The organism is Streptomyces sp. P5F9 (genome assembly GCF_057961495.1).
The window spans coordinates 13,763-32,687 of sequence record NZ_JBXVPZ010000054.1 but is presented as its reverse complement, the minus strand read 5'-3'; the positions used below and the strand labels follow the sequence as shown (position 1 = coordinate 32,687).

Here is an 18,925-nt window from a genome sequence, read left to right as displayed (position 1 = left end):
GCCCGGCACGCACTCTCGCCGCACCGGGCGAAGGCCCAAGTAGCTCCGCTACGAGGACCTTCGCCCGGCACGCCGAGAGCACGCACCGAACGACGCGGGCACGCACCCGCCCTTCCCCGGCCCCGCCAAGCCCCCGCACGGCCTTTCCGGATCCGCCCCTCGTTTGATTGGCCTGCCCATGACCGACACCGCTCCCGCGGCCATACCGCCGACCGCTCAAGTCACCCTCTCCGACGGGCGGGTGGAACTCGCCCCGGGGTCTCCGCTGCCCAGCGGGCCGTACGCCAACGACGACCTGCTGCCGGTTCCCGTCGAGAAGCGCACCTGGACCACGTACAACTTCTCCGCGCTGTGGGTCGGCATGGCCCACAACACGGCTTCCTGGACGCTCGCTTCGGGTCTCATCGCCGTCGGCATGGACTGGAAGCAGGCGGTGTTCACCATCGCCCTGGCCAACCTGATCGTGCTCGTGCCGATGCTGCTCACCGGGCACGCGGGACCGAAGTACGGCATCCCCTTCCCGGTCTTCGCGCGTGCCTCGTTCGGCGTGCGCGGCGCCAACCTCCCCGCTGTCGTGCGGGCGTTGGTGGCCTGTGGCTGGTTCGGCATCCAGACCTGGATCGGCGGTGAGGCGATCTTCTTCCTCGCCGGCAAGCTGATCGGCGACAGTTGGGCCAACGCCTCGCACATCGGCGGGTACGCCTGGACGATGTGGCTGTCGTTCGCGCTGTTCTGGGTGCTCCAAGTCGCCATCATCTACCGGGGGATGGAGACGATCCGCCGCTTCGAGAACTGGGCGGCGCCCTTCGTGCTCGTCGGCGCGTTCGTGATGCTGTGGTGGATGAGCGACAAGGCCGGCGGCTTCGGCCCGCTCTTCGACCAGCCGTCCAAGCTGGGCTGGGGCGGCAGCTTCTGGAAGCTGTTCTGGCCCTCGCTCATGGGCATGATCGGCTTCTGGTCCACGCTGTCCCTGAACATCCCGGACTTCACCCGCTACGGCAAGAGCCAGAAGGCCCAGACGTGGGGCCAGGCGCTCGGTCTGCCGACCACCATGACCCTGTTCGCGTTCCTGTCGGTGATGGTCACCTCCGGTTCGCAGGCGGTCTACGGCACGGCGATCTGGGACCCGGTGCAGCTGGCGGCGAAGACGGACAACGTCGTAGGCCTCCTCTACGCGTTGGTGACCGTGCTGGTCGCGACCCTGTCCGTGAACATCGCGGCCAACCTGGTCTCGCCCGCCTTCGACTTCTCCAACATCGCGCCCCGGAAGATCAGTTTCCGCACCGGCGCCCTCGTGACCAGCGTCCTCGCGGTGCTGATCTTCCCGTGGAAGCTGTACTCCGACCCGCAGGGCTACATCTTCACCTGGCTCGGTCTGGTCGGTGGTCTGCTCGGCACGGTCGCCGGCATCCTCATCGCCGACTACTGGATCCTGCGCCGCGGCAAGCTCGACCTCGCCGACCTGTACCGCAAGGGCGGCCGCTACTGGTACGACGGCGGCTGGAACTGGCGGGCCGTCGTCGCCTTCGCGGTGGGTGGCGTACTCGCCGTCGGTGGCGCCGACTTCCACCCGCTGATCGACGGCCGGCCCATCCCGGCCCTGTCCTCGCTCGCCGACTACGGCTGGGCCGTGGGCCTGGGCACGTCGATGGTGCTCTACGTAGTGCTCACCCTGCTCACCGGGAAGCAGACGGCACCCGTGACGGAAGCGGCACCGGAGACCGTCGAGGCGTAAGGAGTCCGCGACCTGGGGGGCGGCCGAGGCTAGCCGGCCTTGCCGCCCTCCAGCGCGGTCACCGCCTCCTTGGCGGCCTTGATCGCACCCTTGTTGATGACGTCCGTACTCGGCGCCTTCTTGTTCTCGAAGTCGCTGCCGTTGTACGTGATGGTCACCAGCGCGTTGCCCGCGCGGACGACGACCGTGCCCTCACGCGTCTGCTGCTTGTCCTCTGTGGTGAGGTTCACGATGGAGTAGGCCGAGTCCCCGAGCCCGGGAACGGCCCCGCCGCCGCTCTTCTCCGTAGTCGTCTCGGTGTACGACTTCTGTGCCGCCGCGTCCGATTCCGTGATCTCGTACGACACGTCGAGCCAGCGGTAGTCGTACCCCTTGAGCGCGTTCCACGAGCAGGTGCGGCGCACCTTCGTGTCCGTCGACGGGATCTCCTTGCCGGCCGTCTTCGCGCCCGGCACCAGCGACTTGATCGTCGCCACCGTCACACTTCCGCACGGGGCGGGGGAGGTGGCGTACGCCTTGGCCGCGGTCGTCGCCGACGGGGCCGAGGCTTCGGGCGAAGCGCCGGACTCGGGCGTCGACTTGTGGTCGGCGGTCGTCGTCGCGGCGAACGGACCGGACGTCAGGGCCCAGCCCATCGCGGCGAGCACGACGACCGGCGACAGACGCGCCGTGAGAGCGAGCGGCAGAGGAAGAGAACGCAAGTCGCACTTCTCGTGGGGGAAGCGTGCGGAGCGGGTCCGCACTGCGGACGGGGACGGCCAGTGTCACATGACTGCCTGTGAGGCGGAAGTGAGAACTCGCTCCGTGCCTGTGCGGTGACGCAGCCTTACTGTCGACGGGCTGTGTGTCCCTTTATGTCCGCGCCTCAGGCGTGAGCGGCGGCCACGCGCATGGTTGTCTCGACCCGTTCGACGGCCGCGAACGCCCCGTACGCCACGAGCCGCACGAGACTCGCGTCACTGTGCCGCGCCCCGCGCCAGGCCGCCACATCCCCCTCCGTGATCCGATACGGCGCGAGCGCGGCCAGCACCGCGAGCCGCGCCGCCGGCCGCTCCCGCCGGTTCGGGAAGCCGCGCAGCACGACCGGCGGATGCGAACCGTCCCACGCCCACAGCGTCTCCCGTACGAGCGTCCGGTCGTCGGCGTCGAGCAGCTCGGCGCCCGCGTGCGCGGCCGTACGCAGCGCGTCGTAGGCCGGGCCCACCGGGGTTCCGGCGGCCCAGTCCGGGCCGGGTCCCGGGGCGTCGAGCAGGGGGAGCGCCGCTCCTGGTACGGCGGTCCGGCGCACGGTGCGGGCGACGGAACGCCCCGCGAGGCTCCGTACGGCCCGGAAGCGCTGGGCGTTGCCGGGGAGGAGCTGTTCGGTGAGCAGGGCCGACACGATGCGGTTGATGAAGTGGAAGGCGAGGGCGGTGCCCAGGTAGGCGGGCGCCTGCTCGCGCGGGAACGGGTACGGCGTCAGGGCCGCGCCCGGGACGCGCGTCCGGCGGCCCCAGTCGAGCACGCGCGCGTGCTCCTCGTTCTCCGGTGTGCCGCCCCGGGCCAGGTGCTCGGCGAGGGCGTGGTCGCCGGTGGCGTGCAGCAGGACGGTGTGCGCGTCCGCGCAGAACGGGCACTTGTTGGCGAGCGAGACACCGAGGGCGGCCAGTTCCTTGCCGGTGCGGCTGCCGGCGCCCGCGATCAGCGACTCCCGCATCAACGCCCAGGCGGGGGCGAGGAGTTCGGGGGCGGAGGACAGGACCGCGAAGGTCGGGGGCCGTTCGATCCCGAAGTCGACGGCGATCTGCTCGAAGACCTCGGAGGTGCGGCCGGTGGCCGACTTGGGCGACGGGGGCCGGGTGTGCCGGAAGGGTGTGGGCATGGCAGCAGCGTGCGCGGCCCGGGTGGCCCGGGTCGTCGTACGGGCGAAGGCAGTTGGGGCTACGACGGGGAGGTCCGGGGCGTCGCGGACTACTGCGTGGGGAGTAGTCCGGGAGTTGTCCACAGGGCTGACGCCCGTGTCGGCGCGGCGGTCTAGTGTGCGGACATGAGCGGGTTCCCGGTCGATGTGACCCCACGCAGGCGCCTCGCCGACGCGTCCCTCGCGGTCGTGATCGGTGCCCTTGTCGTGGCCGTCGCGGCCTTCGACGCGGACACGACCGCCCTCGACTACGTGCTGATGGCCCTCGCGTCGGCTGCCCTGGCGTGCTACCAGACGGCTCCGCGGGCGGTCCTCGCGGTGACCGCGGCGGCGGAGGCGGCCTACGTCCTGCACGCCCACCCGGGGCCGGTCGCCGGTCTGCCCGTCTTCGCCGCCATGCACACGGCGGCCCGCGCGGGACACCGCGGTACGGCGGCCGTGGGCGGCGGGGTGTTCCTGGTGGCGTACTTCGCGACCGGGCCGACGACCCAGCAGGTGGTCGAGCGGACCGCGCTGCTGGCCGGCTGGTTCCTGTGCGCGGTGGTCACCGGCCTCGCCGACCGCAACTGGCAGGCGTATCTGCGCCAGACCGAACAGCGCGCCCTGGAGGCCGAACGCACTCGCGAGGAGGCCGCGTTGCGGCGCGCGGGCGAGGAACGCCTGCGCATAGCGCGGGAGTTGCACGACTCCCTCACCCACAGCATCTCGATCGTCAAGCTCCAGGCGGGAGTTGCGGTCCATCTCGCCCGCAAGCGCGGCGAGGAGGTGCCGCCCGCGCTGCTCGCCATCCAGGAGGCGGGCGGTGAGGCGATGCGCGAACTGCGGGCCACCCTGGAGATCCTGCGCACCACCGAGGAGCCCACCGGCACCCCCGCGCTGCTCGTCGAGCGGGCCTGCGCGGCGGGCCTCGCCGTCGAACTCGCGGTGACCGGCGAGGAACGCCCCCTTGCCGCGACGGTCGACCGCGCGGTGTACCGCATCGTCCAGGAGGCCCTCACCAACGCGGCCCGGCACGCGGGCCCGGCGAAGGTCAACGTCCAACTCGACTACGGCGAGGAGGACTTGACGATACGGGTGGAGGACGACGGAGCGGCCGACCCCGACTGCCCGCCGAAGCCGGGCATCGGTCTCACCGGCATGCGCGAGCGCGTCGCGGCGCTGGGCGGCACGCTGCACACCGCCCCGCGTGCTGAGGGCGGCTTCTCGGTACGGGCCGAACTGCCGTTGGGGGAGACGGGATGATCCGGGTCGCGGTCGTGGACGACCAGGCGCTGATGCGCGCGGGCTTCCGTGCCCTCCTCGACGCCGAGGAGGGCATCGAGGTGGTGGGTGAGGCGGCGAACGGCGAGCAGGGCGTGGCCCTCGTCCGAGCCCGACTCCCGGACATCGCGCTGATCGACGTGCAGATGCCGGTGATGACGGGCATCGAGGCCACGCGCCGCATCGCCGCGGACCCCACCCTCTCTGCGGTCCGGGTCGTCATCCTCACCAACTACGGCCTGGACGAATACGTCTTCGAGGCGCTGCGAGCGGGTGCCAGCGGCTTCCTCCTCAAGGACACCGACCCGGCGGACCTGCTCCAGGCGATCGAGATCGTGGCCGGCGGCGAGGCCCTCCTGTCTCCGGCCGTCACCCGCACGCTCATCGGCGAGTTCGTGTCCCGGCCGCCGGACCGCTCCACCCCCTCCGGCCTGGAACACCTCACCCGCCGCGAGCGCGAGGTCACCGCGCTCGCCGCCCGCGGCCTCACCAACGAGGAGATCGCCGCCCACATGGTGATCAGCCCGTTCACGGCGAAGACCCACATCAGCCGGGCGATGACCAAACTCGGGGCACGGGACCGGGCCCAACTCGTCGTGTTCGCCTACGAGTCGGGGCTTGTGACGGCCCGCACGCCGGAATCCCGTTGCGAGCCGGACGCGCCGGATCACACCCTGGGGCGATGACCGAGACGACACGCGCGCAAGACCCCGCCGTCCGTGTTCGCGAGGAGATCCTCGCCTACTACGCCCAGGGCAAGGAGGACGGCCGCCTCAGACAGGGCTCCGACCGGCTGGAGTTCTGGCGCACCCAGGACGTGCTGCGGCGCCTGCTGCCGACGGCCCCCGCGAAGCTCCTGGACGTCGGCGGAGGCAGCGGCGTCCATGCCGAGTGGCTCGCGGGGGACGGGTACGGGGTCGAACTCGTCGACCCCGTACCGCTGCACGTGGAGCAGGCGGGCCGGCTGCCGGGGGTGACCGCCCGCGCCGGGGACGCCAGGGCACTGCCCGCCCAGGACGACTCGTACGACGTGGTGTTGCTGCTCGGGCCGCTGTACCACCTGCCCGAACGGGCCGACCGCGTACGGGCGTTGAGCGAGGCGCGTCGGGTGGTGCGGCCGGGTGGGCTGGTCGTCGCGGCGACCATCAACCGGTTCGCAGGGCTGCACGACGTGCTGAGGCAGGAGCTGTACTTCACCGCCCCGCACCGCGCGCGGATCGACCGCGAGATGGAGGAGGGACGCCACGACTCCGAGGACGGCGGTCTCTTCACCACCGCCTACTTCGCCCAACCGCACGAAGCCCCCGAGGAGTTCGCGGACGCGGCCCTCACCGTCGAGGGCCAGTACGGGCTCGAAGGCGTCGCCTGGCTGATGGGCGGCATCGAGGCATGGCTGGACGACCCGGACCGCCGCGAGGCCGTCCTGACGGCCACCCGCCACATCGAGTCCGAGCCCACGCTGCTCGGCACGAGCGGCCATCTGCTGACGGCGGGCAGGCGCCGGGACTAGGACCTGTCCGGCGGATCATGCCGCAGACGCGGGGCCTGGCACGCACATCTGCGGCGTTGTCGTCGGTTGCCAACGCTCCGCGTTGCCGCCCTCCTCCGCCTTGCAGCTGCACGCACCAGGCCCCGCTCACCGGCGCTGATCAGATGCCGTCGGTCTCCTGCGACCTGATCCGCCGGACAGGCCCTAGCGGGGCGAGTGGTGTTGGGGGAGCGTTCGGCCACCGGTACCCGGCGCGCAAGCCCGCCGTACCGCAGCCGTCCGTAGCGTGACGCCGTTCTTCTACTCGGCAATGGGAGCGGACATGGACAGCTCGCCCGCGGGTGACAGAGGCCTCGACGACCACGACGACCAGCACGCTGCGGGCTGCGAATGTCCCCGCACCGCGGACCTCGACGGCGACGGCGTCGCCGCGTCGAGCCGCCGTACGTTCCTGCACCGGGCCGGTGCGCTCGGTGCGGGAACGGCCGCCGCGGGGCTGCTCGGCGCGGCTCCCTCGTACGCGAACGGCGCTGGCAGGGACGACGATCCGTACGGTCGGACAACGATGTCACCGGCGCCGCGCGGGAAGTGGGACCCGGATCCGGACAACCCCCGGTTCACCGTCGTCGTGATGCCGGACACGCAGTACATGTTCGACCAGGACCGCATCCACCCGGTGCCTATGGAGGCGTCGTTCCGCTACGTCCTCGATCCGGCGGGGCGCGCGGGTGGCAACGACGAGAACATCGTGTTCCTCGCGCACCTCGGTGACGTGACGCAGAACGGCCTCGCCCGGGAGTACGCGGCGGTCACCAAGGTCTTCGACATGCTGGACCGCGCGGGCGCCTCGTACGGCGTGCTGGCCGGCAACCACGACGTCTCCGCCGACGACCAGCGGGGCCGTACCCCCTACCTGGACACCTTCAGCCCGGCGCGGGCCAGGAAGACGCCCGGGTACCACTCCTCCAGTCCCGACGGCTACAACACCGCGCACATCTACCGCGCGGGCGGCCGGAGTTGGATGCTGCTGTCGCTCGACTGGCGGCTGTCGGCGAAGGGTTTCGCGTGGGCGAACGCCGTCATCGCCGCGAACCCGACGCTGCCGGTGATCGTCACCACGCACGAGATCGTCGGCTCGGACGAGGACGGCGTGGCCGAACTCTCCGACTACGGGCGGCAGTTGTGGGACGGCCTGATCAAGGACAACGACCAGATCTTCCTCACCCTCAACGGCCACTACTGGCCGCCCGGCAGCACGGTGCTGAAGAACAGCGCGGGGAACGACGTCCACCTGCACATCACCAACTACCAGGACCGCTACTACGGCGGCGCGGGCATGATCCGCTCCTACCGCTTCGACCTCGACCGGGGCATGATCGACGTCGCGACCTTCTCGCCGTGGATCCGCGAGCTGGCGGAACAGGGCGAGTTGAACGCCCTCGCGGCGAAGGAACTCGAACTCACGTCGAAGGTCGACTACTTCTCGATGGAGATGGACTTCGAGAAGCGCTTCGCGGGGTTCGCGCCGGTGCCGCCGCGCAAGTCCCGCCCCGCACGCCGGATGCTGCTGCCGGGCACGCTGGCCTACTGGCGGTTCGACGAGGGCGGTACGGCGGGCAGCGATGTCGCCTCCGGCACGGTCGTCAAGGACCAGGCGGGCCACGGCAACGACCTCGTCCTGAAGACCGTCCCCGGCACCCCGGCGCACGCGCTCACCTGGACCGGCGACCACCACCCGGACCAACCCGCCCACGCGGGGCTGATGTTCGCGGGCCAGGGCAATCCGGTCAGCGGCGCGTACCTCCAGACCGTCGACCAGGCACCGCTCAACCGCGAGACCTTCGACCGCGGTTTCACCTTCGAGGTCTTCTTCAAGGTCCCCGCGGACTGGGACGGCGGCCGCAACGGCTGGTCCTCGATGCTCAGCCGGGCGGGCACGGCGGCCCAGGCGGGCAAGAACGGCCCCTCCGCCACCGCCGACGAACCCGTCCTGACCATCAGCCTGTCCAGCTCCATCGAACTCCAGTGGAACGCCTACCCGCTCAACCAGAACGGCGCCACGACCGCCTGGAGCCACCTCCTCCAGCAGGAGGAGTGGTGGCACGTTGCCGTCGCCAACGACGGCCGCGTCAGCAAGCTCTACGTCAACGGCTGCGAGGAGGGCCGCAACCCGACCAGCACGGCCGTCGGCCTGACCACCCTCAACATGCCGTTCCTGCTGGGCGGTTACCAGTGGGCGGGCGCGGTCAGCCAGGTCTTCCACGGCACTATCGGCGACGTCCGCATCACCAACCGGGCGCTGCGGCCGGGCCAGTTCATGAACGCCTAGGTTCCGCCGGCTCCCCGGGTCGGTAGATTTTCCGTATGTTCACCACCCGACCCACGCTCCAGGGCACCTTCGGCATGGTGTCCTCCACCCACTGGCTGGCTTCGCAGTCGGCGATGGCCGTCCTGGAGGACGGCGGCAACGCGTATGACGCCGCCGTCGCCGGGGCGTTCGTCCTGCACGTCGTGGAGCCGCACCTCAACGGACCCGCCGGTGAGGTGCCCATCCTCCTCGCCCCGGCGGGCGGGGAGGTGCGGGTGCTGTGCGGCCAGGGCGTCGCCCCGGCCGGAGCGACGATCGAGCACTACAGGGGACTCGGTCTGGATCTCGTACCCGGTACGGGACCCCTCGCGGCGGCCGTCCCCGGCGCCTTCGACGCCTGGATGCTCCTCCTCCGGGACTACGGCACGAAGTCCCTGGCCGACGTCCTGAAGTACGCCATCGGGTACGCCGAGGACGGCCACGCGTGCGTGGAGAACGTCGGGGCGACCGTCGAGGCCGTGCGGGAGCTGTTCGAGACGGAGTGGACCACGTCGGCGGACGTGTACCTGCGCGGCGGGAAGGCACCCCGGCCCGGCGAACTGTTCCGCAACCCCGCCCTCGCGGCCACCTGGAAGCGGCTCCTCGCCGAGGTCGCCGGGTCGGGGGACCGGGAGGCCCAGATCGAGGCGGCGCGGGAGGTGTGGCGGTCCGGGTTCATCGCCGAGGCCCTCGTACGGCAGTCCGCCCTGCCCACCATGGACACCAGCGGCGAGCGCCACACCGGCACGCTCACGGCCGCAGACCTGGCCTCCTGGTCCGCGTCCTACGAGGCACCGGCGACGTACGACTGGAGCGGCTGGACGCTCTGCAAGGCCGGCCCCTGGAGCCAGGGCCCGGCTTTCCTCCAGCAACTCGCGCTGCTCCCGGCCGAGTTGCCTGCCTACGAGTCCGCCGACTACGTCCATCTGCTGGTCGAGGGCTGCAAGCTCGCGATGGCCGACCGGGAGGCCTGGTACGGGGACGCGGACGCCGTCCCCCTGGATGAGCTGCTGTCGGCGGAGTACAACGCGGCGCGGCGGGAGCTGATCGGCGGGAAGGCGTCGTACGAGCTGCGGCCGGGCAGCCCCGGAGGGCGGGCGCCGCGGCTGTGCGGGCACGCGCGCGTGGTGGCGCCCATGGAGTCCGGGTTCGACCCGATGGGGGCGGGGGAGCCGACCGTCGCGCGGGTGAGTGCCGACGGCGGGACCCGTGGCGACACCTGCCACCTCGACGTCGCCGACCACTGGGGCAACATGATCGCGGCCACGCCGAGCGGCGGCTGGCTGCAGTCCAACCCGGTGGTGCCCGAGCTGGGCTTCCCCCTCGGCACCCGGCTCCAGATGGCCTGGCTGGAACCCGGCCTCCCCAACTCCCTTGCTCCGGGCCGCCGTCCGCGCACCACGCTCACACCGTCGATCGCCCTGCGCGACGGCGTGCCGGTCCTGGCGTTCGGCACGCCCGGCGGGGACCAGCAGGACCAGTGGCAGCTGCACTTCTTCCTGGCGGTCGCCACGCGCGCGACGACGCGCGGCGGACTCGACCTCCAGGGTGCGATCGACGCCCCGAACTGGCACAACGACAGCTTCCCCGGCTCCTTCTACCCGCGCGGCATGCGACCGGGGAGCGTGACGGTCGAGTCCCGCATGGACGAGGCGGTCGTGGAGGAGCTGCGGCGGCGCGGACATGACGTGACCGTCGGCGACGCCTGGTCCGAGGGGCGGCTGTGCGCGGTCGCCCGGGACCCGGCGGCCGGGATCCTGTCGGCGGCGGCGAATCCGCGGGGCATGCAGGGGTACGCCGTGGGGCGCTGAGCCGCCGTGGGAGGGACCGGCTCGCAGTGATCTCCGGCGCCGGGTGTTCATGGTGATTCCACCCGGTGTGCACCGGGCGGGTGGGGATTGTCAGTGACGCGTGCTCTCATGGAGGCATGATCGAAGACACCGAAACCATCGACGAGTTTCTCGTACAGCACACCACCGACGTCGAAGAGGCCATCCGCCAGGCGGCCGCCACCGAGATCATGCCCCGCTTCCGGCAGCTCGCGGCGCACGAGGTCGACCAGAAGAGCGGCCCGCACGACCTGGTCACGGACGCCGACCGCAACGCCGAGCGATACCTGACGAAGATGCTCGGCTCCCTCCTGCCGGGCTCTGTCGTCGTCGGCGAGGAAGCGGTGCACGCCGACCCGGAGACGTACGAGGCGATACAGGGCGACGCCCCGGTCTGGATCGTCGACCCGGTCGACGGGACACGGCAGTTCGTGCGCGGCGAGACCGGCTTCTGCACCCTGGTCGCGCTCGCCCGGCACGGGGAGCTGCTCGCCTCCTGGACCTACGCGGCCGCCCGCGACCAGATGGCCACGGCCGTCAAGGGCGGCGGTGCCTTCCTCGACGGCGTACGGCTGCGCTCCGGCGCCCCGGACCCCGCCCGGGACCTGGAAGTGGCCACCTCGCACCCGGACTACACGACGGACGCCCAGAAGCGCGCCCTGCTCGGCCTGTGGACGGACGGCGTGCGCACGCGCCCGTGCGGCTCGGCCGGCCTGGAGTATCTCGCCATCGCCCGGGGCGAGTTGGATGCCGTCGCCTTCAGTTGGGAGGCGGCCTGGGATCATGCGGCGGGCCTGCTCCTGGTCGAGGAGGCGGGCGGCGCCCACCTCACGCTCACCGGCGAGCCGTTCCGCATCACCGGTGGCAACGCGCTGCCGTTCACGGCGGCCCGGGACGCGGCGACCGCGCAGCGCGTGATGGAGCTGCTGAGGGCGTCGTAGGGTCACGGGTTCCGCACACTGGACGGGCTGGCCCCGGGGTTGTCGGTCCCGCGGCATATCCTGACCCCAGGGCCTGACAGGCGGGAATTTGACGACAGGCCCTGGTTGTCACCGGCTGACGAAGGGGTCCCAGGTGCCGTCGATGCTCGATGCGGTCGTGGTGGGTGCGGGGCCGAACGGACTGACGGCCGCCGTGGAGCTGGCCCGGCGCGGCTTCTCCGTGGCCGTGTTCGAGGCCCGGGACACGGTGGGCGGGGGCGCCCGCACCGAGGAGCTGACCCTCCCCGGTTTCCGGCACGACCCGTGCTCGGCGGCGCACCCGCTCGGCATCAACTCCCCGGCGTTCCGCGCCCTGCCGCTGGAGCGCTACGGCCTGGAGTGGCTGCACCCCGAGCTGCCCATGGCGCATCCCTTCACCGACGGCAGCGCGGCCGTGCTGTCGCGGTCGGTCGCGGAGACGGCCGCGTCGTTCGGACCGCGCGACGCGGGGGCGTACCGCAGGCTGGTCGAGCCCTTCCTCCCCAAGTGGGACACCCTGGTCCGCGACTTCATGTCCCTGCCGCGCACCGCACTGCCGCGCGACCCGGTCACCCTCGCCCGCTTCGGACTGGCCGGCCTGCCCCCGTCGACCTGGCTGACCAGCCGCTTCCGCGACGAGCGCGCCAAGACCCTGTTCGCCGGACTGGTCGGCCATGTCATGGCCCCGCTCAGCGGCTTCGCCACCGGCGCGATCGGCCTGGTCTTCGCCCTGGCGGCACACGCGCGTGGCTGGCCGGTGGCCCGCGGCGGCTCCCAGTCCATCTCGGACGCCCTCGCCGCCTACCTGAAGGACCTCGGCGGCGAGATCCACACCGACTACGAGGTCAAGCGCCTCGACGACCTCCCGCCGGCCCGCGCCTACGTCTTCGACACCTCGCCCACCGCCCTGGCGAAGATCGCGGGCTTCGGCGACTACTACGCCAACTACCGTTACGGCGCAGGGGTGTTCAAGGTCGACTACGCCCTGGACGGCCCGGTGCCCTGGACCGCCAAGGAGGCGCGCACCGCCGGCACGGTCCAGATCGGCGCCGACAGCACGGAGATCGGCACCGCCCTGCGCGCCGCGTCCCGCGAGAACCGCGCGCCCGACCGGCCGTTCATGATCACCGTGCAGCCCAGCATCGTCGACCCCACCCGTGCCCCGGCCGGCAAACAGGTCTTCTGGGCCTACGGTCATGTCCCCAGCGGCTGGACCGGCGACCTCACGGACGCCCTGGAACGCCAACTGGAGCGTTTCGCCCCGGGTTTCCGCGACCGCGTCCTCGCCCGGGCGACCGCGGGCCCGCCCGAACTCGCCGCCCGCAACGCCAACTACGTAGGCGGCGACATCGGCACCGGCGCGGTCACCGGACTCCAGATCCTGCTGCGCCCCAAGCTCTCCCTCTCCCCGTACGGCACTCCGCACCCGGCCGTCTTCATCTGTTCCTCGGCGACCCCGCCCGGCCCCGGAGTGCACGGCATGTCGGGACACAACGCGGCGAAGGCCGTCTGGCGCCGGCTGAGGCAGTCATGACCACCATCACCCTCGTCCGGGGTGACATCACCCGCCAGAGCGCCGACGCGATCGTCAACGCGGCCAACTCCTCCCTCCTGGGCGGCGGGGGAGTCGACGGCGCGATCCACCGCCGGGGTGGCCCCGCGATCCTGGAGGACTGCCGAAAACTCCGCGCCTCGCACTACGGCAAGGGCCTGGCGACGGGCAAGGCGGTCGCGACGACGGCGGGCGAACTGGACGCGCGGTGGGTGATCCACACCGTGGGACCGGTGTACTCCCGTGAGGAGGACCGCTCGGAACTGCTGGCCTCCTGCTACCGCGAGTCCCTGCACGTCGCCGACGAACTCGGCGCCCGTACGGTCGCGTTCCCCGCCGTGTCCGCCGGCATCTTCGGCTGGCCGATGGACGACGCGGCGCGGATCGCCGTAGAGACGGTGCGGGCGGCGGAGACGTCGGTCGAGGAGGTCACGTTCGTGCTCTTCGATGAGGCGGCGTACGAGGCGTTCGGCCGGCAGGTGCGCTGACCAACGGCCGTGGGCCGTCTGTCGGCGGGGTGGATCTCACGCATCGATCACCACGTCTTCCAGCGGTTTCGAGCAGCAGAGCAGAATCTTGTTCTGGGTGATCTCGCGTGGCCGGATGCCTCCGTTGTGCTGCATGTCGACGGAGCCGGAGACCAAAGTCGCCTTGCAGGTTCCGCACATGCCCTGGGCGCACGAGGCCGGCAGGCTGAGGCCGGCCCGGGACGCGGCGGCGAGGAGCGAGGTGTCGGGGTCGCAGTCGAGGGTGCGGCCGCTGCGGGTGAACTCGACCTTGAAACCGGCATCCGTGGAGGTGGTCGGCGAGGCCTCGGCCTGCGTGGCCGGTGTCTCGAAGGTGAAGCTCTCCTCGTGGTAGCGGTCCATGTCGAGGCCCGCGTCCGCCAGCATGTGCCGTACGGCGGCCATGTAGGGGGCGGGACCGCAGGTGAAGACCTCCCGTTCCCGGAAGTCCGGCGCGACCTGCCGGAGTGTCTCGATCGTGAGGCGGCCGCGGTAGCCGCCCCAGGGGGCGTACGGGCGGTCCTCCTCGCAGATGTGGACCACCCGGATGTTGGGCGCGGTCGCGGCGATGAGGTCGAGTTCGTGGCGGAAGACGATGTCCGCCGGGGTGCGCGCGCTGTGCACGAACACCACGTCGGCGGGGTCGGCCAGGTCGTACAGCGTCCTGGTCATCGACATCGACGGCGTCACCCCGACGCCCCCGGACAGGAACAGGTACTTGGGCGCCGGATGCCGGGCCGTGCTGAACTCGCCGAGCGGTCCGTGCGCCCGCACGGTGTCGCCGGGCCGCAGCTGGTCGTGCAGCCAGTTCGACACCAGCCCGCCCGGGATGCGCTTCACCGTGATCGAGAGCAGGAACGGGCGGGTGGGCGACGAGGAGATCGTGTAGCAGCGCTGGACCGGCCGGCCGTCGATGTCGAGGGTCAGCGTCAGGAACTGGCCCGGGTCGTGCCGGAACAGCCGGGGTTCGGCGTACTCGAACACGAACGTGGTGACGTCGTGCGTGAGCGGGTGCACCTGACGGCACACCAGGAGTTCCTCGGTCTCGGTCATCGCCGGCGCTCCAGGTGTGCCGCGAGCCGGGTCACGTACCAGTTGACGAACGCCTCGACCTGCTCCTCCGTCGGGCCGTACGGGCCCGGCAGATAGGCCGGGCTGCTGATGCCCCGGTGGGCGCGGGCCACCAGCACCGCGTCCTGGTCGTTCGTGGCCTTCCACACCTTCGTCATCGTGTCGAGGTCGTAGTCGGTCCCCTCCACGGCGTCGGCGTGCACGAGCCAGGTGGTGCGGACGAGGGTGCGGTCCGGGCCGAGCGGGATCGTGGAGAACGTGATCGCGTGGTCGGCCATGAAATGGAACCAGGAGTTCGGCTGGATGTGCATGGAAAGCCGGCCCAGGCGGGCCGTGGGGAAGTCCGCCAGCAGCCGTTTGCACGCGGCTGTGCCGTCCGGGGTGTAGGACTCGCCGGCCAGGTCGAGGGGTTCGCGCTGGATACGGAAACCGGTGGTGCGGGTGTCCAGTTCCTCGATCTCGGCGTAGGGCAGGCCCAGGGAGTCGTACGTTTTCCGGGCCTCGGCGTCGGCCAGCAGGAAGCGGTCGTAGGCGGGGCGCAGCGCGGGCGGGATGTCCTTCTCCTGGTAGCCGTAGATGGGGAAATAGCAGGCCTGGAGTTCGGGGTGGCCCACGCAGTGGTAGCACTCCCGGTTGTTCTCCATGGTCAGCTTCCAGTTGCCGTTCTCGACCAGGTCGATCTGCGTGGCGACCTTCGCCCTGGCGAGGTTGTGGGGTGCGAGGTACGGCTCGATGCGGGCGGCGACCTCGTCGAAGTCGGCGGGCGGTTCGTCGGCCAGGCAGATGAAGACCAGCCCGGCCACCGTGCGCGCGTGCACGGTCCGCAGCCCGAAACACGACGGGTCGAAGCCGGGTGCCTGGGACTCGGCGTGCAGCAGCCTGCCGTCCACGCCGTATGTCCAACGGTGGTACCCGCAGACGATGTTGCCCACCGAGCCGCGCTCGTCGTTGAGGACGCGCGCGCCGCGGTGGCGGCAGACGTTGTGGAAGGCCCGTACGTCCTCGTCGTCGTCGCGCACGACGATGACCGAGTACGACCCGATGTCGACCGTCACGTAGTCGCCGGGCTCGGGGAGCTCCGCCTCGGCGGCCACGAACAGCCAACTCCGGGCGAAGACGGCCTCGATGTCGAGGTCGAAGAACTCCTCGCTCACGTAGAACGGGGCTTCTAGGCTCTGCCCTGCGCGGCGTCGGGCAACGAGGTCGCCGACGTCGGGGGTCGCTTGCTTCATCTCATCTCTCCGGTACGACGGGGGAGTTGACGTGCGGACGGGGTGGGGCTCAGACCGGCAGACACAGCCGCAGCCCGTCGTAGACCGCGGCGTGGACGGTGCGGGCGGCCACGGCGTCGCCGATGCGGAACAGCTGGTAGCGGCCCGCCTCGTTGCGGATCACCGACTGCTCCTCGTAGGCCAGCAGGGCGCGGTGGTCGACCTCGCCGAGGTTGGTCGAGCCGGGGAGGAGTTCGACGTACAGCTCGTCGTTCGGCAGGGTCCCGTGCTCCACGATCACGTGGTCCACGGTCCGCTCGGTCTCCGTCTCGGTGTACTCGCTGTAGAGGGTCGCGGTGAGCCGCCCGTCCCCGGTCCGGCGCACAGAGCGCAGCCGCCGGGCGAGCGTGGTGGTGACGTCGTGTTCCGTGAACGCCCTCAGGTAGGCAGGGGAGTTCATGCTGCCGACGTCGGGGGCGAGGGTGCGCTCCGGGGTGACGTACTCGATCCGGACGCCGGGCGACGAGGCGAGGACCTCCACGGCGTCCATCGCCGGGTAGCCGCCGTGGTCGTCGTAGACGAGGATCTCGCCGCGCGGTCGGCGCAGCGAGCCCGTCATCACGTCCCAGGTGTCGGAGACCAGGTCCTCGCCCGCGGTGAGGAAGCTGCGGTTGGGCAGGCCGCCGGTGGCGACGATCACGAGGTCGGGGCGTTCGGCGAGGACGTCGTCGGCCCCGGCGTACGTGCCCAGGCGGAGGTCGACGCCGAGGTGTTTGCACTCGGCGAGGCGCCAGTCGACGATCTGGATCAGGTCGGCCCGGCGCGGGTTCGACGCGGCGAGCCTGATCTGCCCGCCGGGCCGGTCGCCCGCCTCGAACAGGACGACGTCATGGCCGCGTTCGCCGAGCACACGTGCCGCTTCCAGTCCGGCCGGGCCCCCGCCGACCACAACTGCCCTCCTGCGGCGGCCGATTGTGGTGGAGACGAGGTGCGGTACCTGGAGTTCGCGGCCGACAGCGGGGTTGTGGATGCACTTGGTGTCGCCGGAGTCGTAGATCGCGTCGAGGCAGTAACTCGCACCGACGCAGGGCCGGATGCGGTCCTCCTGGCCGGCCGTCACCTTGGCGACCAGGTGCGGATCGGCGATCTGCGCGCGGGTCATGCCGACCAGGTCGAGCAGTCCCTCGCGCAGGGCGTGCCGCGCGGTGGCGACGTCGGCGATGCGGGCCGCGTGCATCACCGGGACGGAGAGGCGTCGCTTGATCTCGCCGGTGAAGTCCAGGTACGGCCCGAGAGGGGTGCCGATGGACGGGATGGCCTTCGCCAGGGACGCGTCGCTCTCGATGGAGCCGTGGATGACGCTGAGGAAGTCGATGCCGTCGGCGGTGTACCGCTCGGCGGCGGTGAGTGCCTCGTCAGAGGTGAGGCCGCCGGGGCGTGCCTCGTCGAGCGACATCCGGATGCCGACGACGAAGTCCGGGCCGACGGCCTCGCGGACGGCAAGGATCACCCGGCGCGGAAACGCCATACGGTTCTCCGGACTGCCGCCCCACTCGTCGTCGCGGTGGTTGGTCGCCGGGGACAGGAAGCTGTCCAACAGGTGGCCGTACGCCTCCAGTTCGATGCCGTCGAGGCCGCCCTCCTTGCAACGGACCGCCGCGGCCGCGTAGTCGGCGACGATCCGGTCCAGGTCCCAGGACTCGGCGGCCTTCGGGAAGGCGCGGTGCGCGGGTTCGCGCAGCGCCGAGGCGGAGACCACCGGGAGCCAGTCGCCGGTGAAGTTGCTGGTGCGGCGGCCCAGATGGGTGACCTGGCACATCACCGCGGCCCCGGCCTCGTGCACCTCGTCGGCGAGCCGGCGCAGCCACGGCACGATGTCGTCGCGGTACAGGAGCAGGTTGCCGAACGCGGGCGGACTGTCGGGCGAGACCACCGCCGAGCCGCCGATCATCGTGAGGCCGACCCCGCCCCGCGCCTTCTCGACGTGGTAGGCCCGGTAGCGGTCCTTGGGCAGGCCGTCCTCGCCGAACGCCGGTTCGTGGGAGGTGCTGACCACGCGGTTGCGCAGGGTGAGGTGCTTGAGCCGGAAGGGCTGGAGCAGGGGGTCCAGAACGCGTGAGGGCACAGCGGCGGGTGAGGGCACAGCAGCTCCTCAGAAGAGCTCCGAGCGGGTCGTTTCGCTATGCGAAACAGCTCCGCGATACGAAACAAATGGTGGAGCTGGAAATCCCCACCCGTCAAGAGCCCGCCGTGTTAACTCGCCGTGCGCGCGGCGCTCAACCGCGTTTCACGTACCCCCGGCGCCAGGAGATCTTCGCGGCGGCCGCCAGCACCTGTTCCGCGAGACCGGGAACGGTGTCCTCGTTGATACGGAAGGTCGGACCGGACAGGGTCACGGCCGCGATGACCTCGCCGTCCAGTGCGCGGACGGGGGCGGCGATCACGGCCAGCCCGATCTCGTGCTCCTCGCTGGTGGTGGCGTAACCCCGCTCGCGGATCGTCTCCAGCGCCGCCGCGAGGGGCGCCGGCTCGACGATGGTGTACGGGGTGTACTTCTCCACCCCGCGCGCGAGGATCTCCGCGACCTGGCCGGCGGACATGTGCGCCATGAAGAGCTTGCCCGCACCGGTGGCGTGCATCGGGGTGCGCCTGCCGACCCAGTCGATGCTCGTGATCGCCGCCGCGCCGATCGCCTGGTCGATGCTGATCACGTCGTGCCCGTCATGGATCGCCACGTTCACGGTGTCACCGACGGCCGCGGCCAGTTCCTGGCAGACGGGACGGCTCAGCAGGGACAGGTCGTTCACCTTGCTCGCCCCGGCCGCGAGTTCGACCATCGTGTACCCGATGCGGTAGCGCCCGCGCTCGGTGTCCTGCTCCACCAGACCCCGTGACTCCAGCGTCGCCAGCAGCCGGAACACGGTCGACTTGTGGACCCCCAGCTCCTCGGCGATCTCCGTCACACCGCTGGGCCCCCGCGTGGCCAGCACCTGAAGGATCGACACCGCCCGGTCGACGGACTGCACCGAGTGATCGCGCGGGCGGCTTCCGTTGCTGGTCATGGCG

15 protein-coding genes are annotated in these 18,925 nt (G+C 71.3%); 9 read left to right on the top strand and 6 right to left on the bottom strand.

Translation table 11 applies throughout. The features are described from left to right. Positions 1 to 178 precede the first annotated feature (178 nt). Entirely contained in the window at positions 179 to 1,735 is a 1,557-nt protein-coding gene (locus tag AC31A1_RS12465; protein WP_489653345.1) for an NCS1 family nucleobase:cation symporter-1, read from the top strand. Positions 1,736 to 1,764: 29 nt separating this feature from the next. On the opposite strand, the gene AC31A1_RS12460 is transcribed toward AC31A1_RS12465, so the two are convergent. Continuing rightward, positions 1,765 to 2,436 carry a hypothetical protein gene (locus AC31A1_RS12460; protein WP_489653344.1) on the bottom strand — a complete coding sequence of 224 codons (672 nt, stop codon included), beginning with the start codon at positions 2,434 to 2,436 and terminating at the stop codon, positions 1,765 to 1,767. A gap of 164 nt (positions 2,437 to 2,600) precedes the next feature. After that, positions 2,601 to 3,596, bottom strand: a complete 996-nt coding sequence (locus tag AC31A1_RS12455; protein ID WP_489653343.1) for a carboxymuconolactone decarboxylase family protein — start codon at positions 3,594 to 3,596, stop codon at positions 2,601 to 2,603. A 165-nt stretch (positions 3,597 to 3,761) separates the two neighbouring features. On the opposite strand from AC31A1_RS12455, the gene AC31A1_RS12450 reads away from it, so the two are divergent. From AC31A1_RS12450 to AC31A1_RS12415, 8 genes are all read left to right on the top strand, one after another. After that, positions 3,762 to 4,877, top strand: coding sequence for a sensor histidine kinase (locus tag AC31A1_RS12450; protein ID WP_489653342.1), 1,116 nt, complete (start codon positions 3,762 to 3,764; stop codon positions 4,875 to 4,877). Further along, positions 4,874 to 5,581 carry a response regulator gene (locus tag AC31A1_RS12445; RefSeq protein ID WP_489653341.1) on the top strand — a complete coding sequence of 236 codons (708 nt, stop codon included), beginning with the start codon at positions 4,874 to 4,876 and terminating at the stop codon, positions 5,579 to 5,581. Before AC31A1_RS12450 ends, AC31A1_RS12445 begins: the two co-directional genes overlap by 4 nt. Continuing rightward, complete coding sequence (locus AC31A1_RS12440) at positions 5,578 to 6,405, top strand: class I SAM-dependent methyltransferase (RefSeq protein WP_489653340.1); 828 nt, start codon at positions 5,578 to 5,580, stop codon at positions 6,403 to 6,405. The genes AC31A1_RS12445 and AC31A1_RS12440 overlap by 4 nt, the downstream gene beginning before the upstream one ends. Positions 6,406 to 6,706: 301 nt before the next feature. Continuing rightward, positions 6,707 to 8,713: a LamG-like jellyroll fold domain-containing protein gene (locus tag AC31A1_RS12435; protein ID WP_489653339.1), complete on the top strand. Its 2,007-nt coding sequence runs from the start codon at positions 6,707 to 6,709 to the stop codon at positions 8,711 to 8,713. Positions 8,714 to 8,748: 35 nt separating this feature from the next. Next, entirely contained in the window at positions 8,749 to 10,542 is a 1,794-nt protein-coding gene (locus tag AC31A1_RS12430; protein WP_489653338.1) for a gamma-glutamyltransferase family protein, read from the top strand. Positions 10,543 to 10,658: 116 nt separating this feature from the next. Further along, positions 10,659 to 11,501, top strand: a complete 843-nt coding sequence (locus AC31A1_RS12425) for an inositol monophosphatase family protein (protein WP_489653337.1) — start codon at positions 10,659 to 10,661, stop codon at positions 11,499 to 11,501. A gap of 142 nt (positions 11,502 to 11,643) precedes the next feature. Further along, the gene (locus tag AC31A1_RS12420) at positions 11,644 to 13,053 is read left to right on the top strand and encodes a phytoene desaturase family protein (protein WP_489653336.1); all 1,410 of its coding nucleotides are present in this window, start codon (positions 11,644 to 11,646) and stop codon (positions 13,051 to 13,053) included. After that, positions 13,050 to 13,559, top strand: a complete 510-nt coding sequence (locus AC31A1_RS12415; RefSeq protein ID WP_489653335.1) for an O-acetyl-ADP-ribose deacetylase — start codon at positions 13,050 to 13,052, stop codon at positions 13,557 to 13,559. Before AC31A1_RS12420 ends, AC31A1_RS12415 begins: the two co-directional genes overlap by 4 nt. A 36-nt stretch (positions 13,560 to 13,595) precedes the next feature. Here AC31A1_RS12415 and AC31A1_RS12410 read toward each other — a convergent pair whose 3' ends face one another. The 4 genes from AC31A1_RS12410 to AC31A1_RS12395 form a co-directional block, all read right to left on the bottom strand. After that, the gene (locus AC31A1_RS12410) at positions 13,596 to 14,630 is read right to left on the bottom strand and encodes an FAD-binding oxidoreductase (RefSeq protein ID WP_489653334.1); all 1,035 of its coding nucleotides are present in this window, start codon (positions 14,628 to 14,630) and stop codon (positions 13,596 to 13,598) included. Further along, entirely contained in the window at positions 14,627 to 15,880 is a 1,254-nt protein-coding gene (locus tag AC31A1_RS12405; RefSeq protein WP_489653333.1) for an aromatic ring-hydroxylating oxygenase subunit alpha, read from the bottom strand. Before AC31A1_RS12405 ends, AC31A1_RS12410 begins: the two co-directional genes overlap by 4 nt. Before the next feature lie 49 nt (positions 15,881 to 15,929). Next, positions 15,930 to 18,002: an oxidoreductase gene (locus tag AC31A1_RS12400; RefSeq protein WP_489653332.1), complete on the bottom strand. Its 2,073-nt coding sequence runs from the start codon at positions 18,000 to 18,002 to the stop codon at positions 15,930 to 15,932. A gap of 133 nt (positions 18,003 to 18,135) precedes the next feature. Beyond that, complete coding sequence (locus tag AC31A1_RS12395) at positions 18,136 to 18,921, bottom strand: IclR family transcriptional regulator (RefSeq protein WP_489653331.1); 786 nt, start codon at positions 18,919 to 18,921, stop codon at positions 18,136 to 18,138. Positions 18,922 to 18,925: the final 4 nt, after the last annotated feature.

Bases quoted from the DNA above. Each gene is read 5' to 3' on its own strand.
- AC31A1_RS12425 (WP_489653337.1), top strand. From the start codon at position 10,659: ATGATCGAAGACACCGAAACCATCGACGAGTTTCTCGTACAGCACACC.
- AC31A1_RS12430 (WP_489653338.1), top strand. From the start codon at position 8,749: ATGTTCACCACCCGACCCACGCTCCAGGGCACCTTCGGCATGGTGTCC.
- AC31A1_RS12465 (WP_489653345.1), top strand. From the start codon at position 179: ATGACCGACACCGCTCCCGCGGCCATACCGCCGACCGCTCAAGTCACC.
- AC31A1_RS12450 (WP_489653342.1), top strand. From the start codon at position 3,762: ATGAGCGGGTTCCCGGTCGATGTGACCCCACGCAGGCGCCTCGCCGAC.
- AC31A1_RS12435 (WP_489653339.1), top strand. From the start codon at position 6,707: ATGGACAGCTCGCCCGCGGGTGACAGAGGCCTCGACGACCACGACGAC.
- AC31A1_RS12455 (WP_489653343.1), bottom strand. From the start codon at position 3,596: ATGCCCACACCCTTCCGGCACACCCGGCCCCCGTCGCCCAAGTCGGCC.
- AC31A1_RS12445 (WP_489653341.1), top strand. From the start codon at position 4,874: ATGATCCGGGTCGCGGTCGTGGACGACCAGGCGCTGATGCGCGCGGGC.
- AC31A1_RS12395 (WP_489653331.1), bottom strand. From the start codon at position 18,921: ATGACCAGCAACGGAAGCCGCCCGCGCGATCACTCGGTGCAGTCCGTC.
- AC31A1_RS12420 (WP_489653336.1), top strand. From the start codon at position 11,644: ATGCTCGATGCGGTCGTGGTGGGTGCGGGGCCGAACGGACTGACGGCC.
- AC31A1_RS12440 (WP_489653340.1), top strand. From the start codon at position 5,578: ATGACCGAGACGACACGCGCGCAAGACCCCGCCGTCCGTGTTCGCGAG.
- AC31A1_RS12410 (WP_489653334.1), bottom strand. From the start codon at position 14,630: ATGACCGAGACCGAGGAACTCCTGGTGTGCCGTCAGGTGCACCCGCTC.
- AC31A1_RS12405 (WP_489653333.1), bottom strand. From the start codon at position 15,880: ATGAAGCAAGCGACCCCCGACGTCGGCGACCTCGTTGCCCGACGCCGC.
- AC31A1_RS12415 (WP_489653335.1), top strand. From the start codon at position 13,050: ATGACCACCATCACCCTCGTCCGGGGTGACATCACCCGCCAGAGCGCC.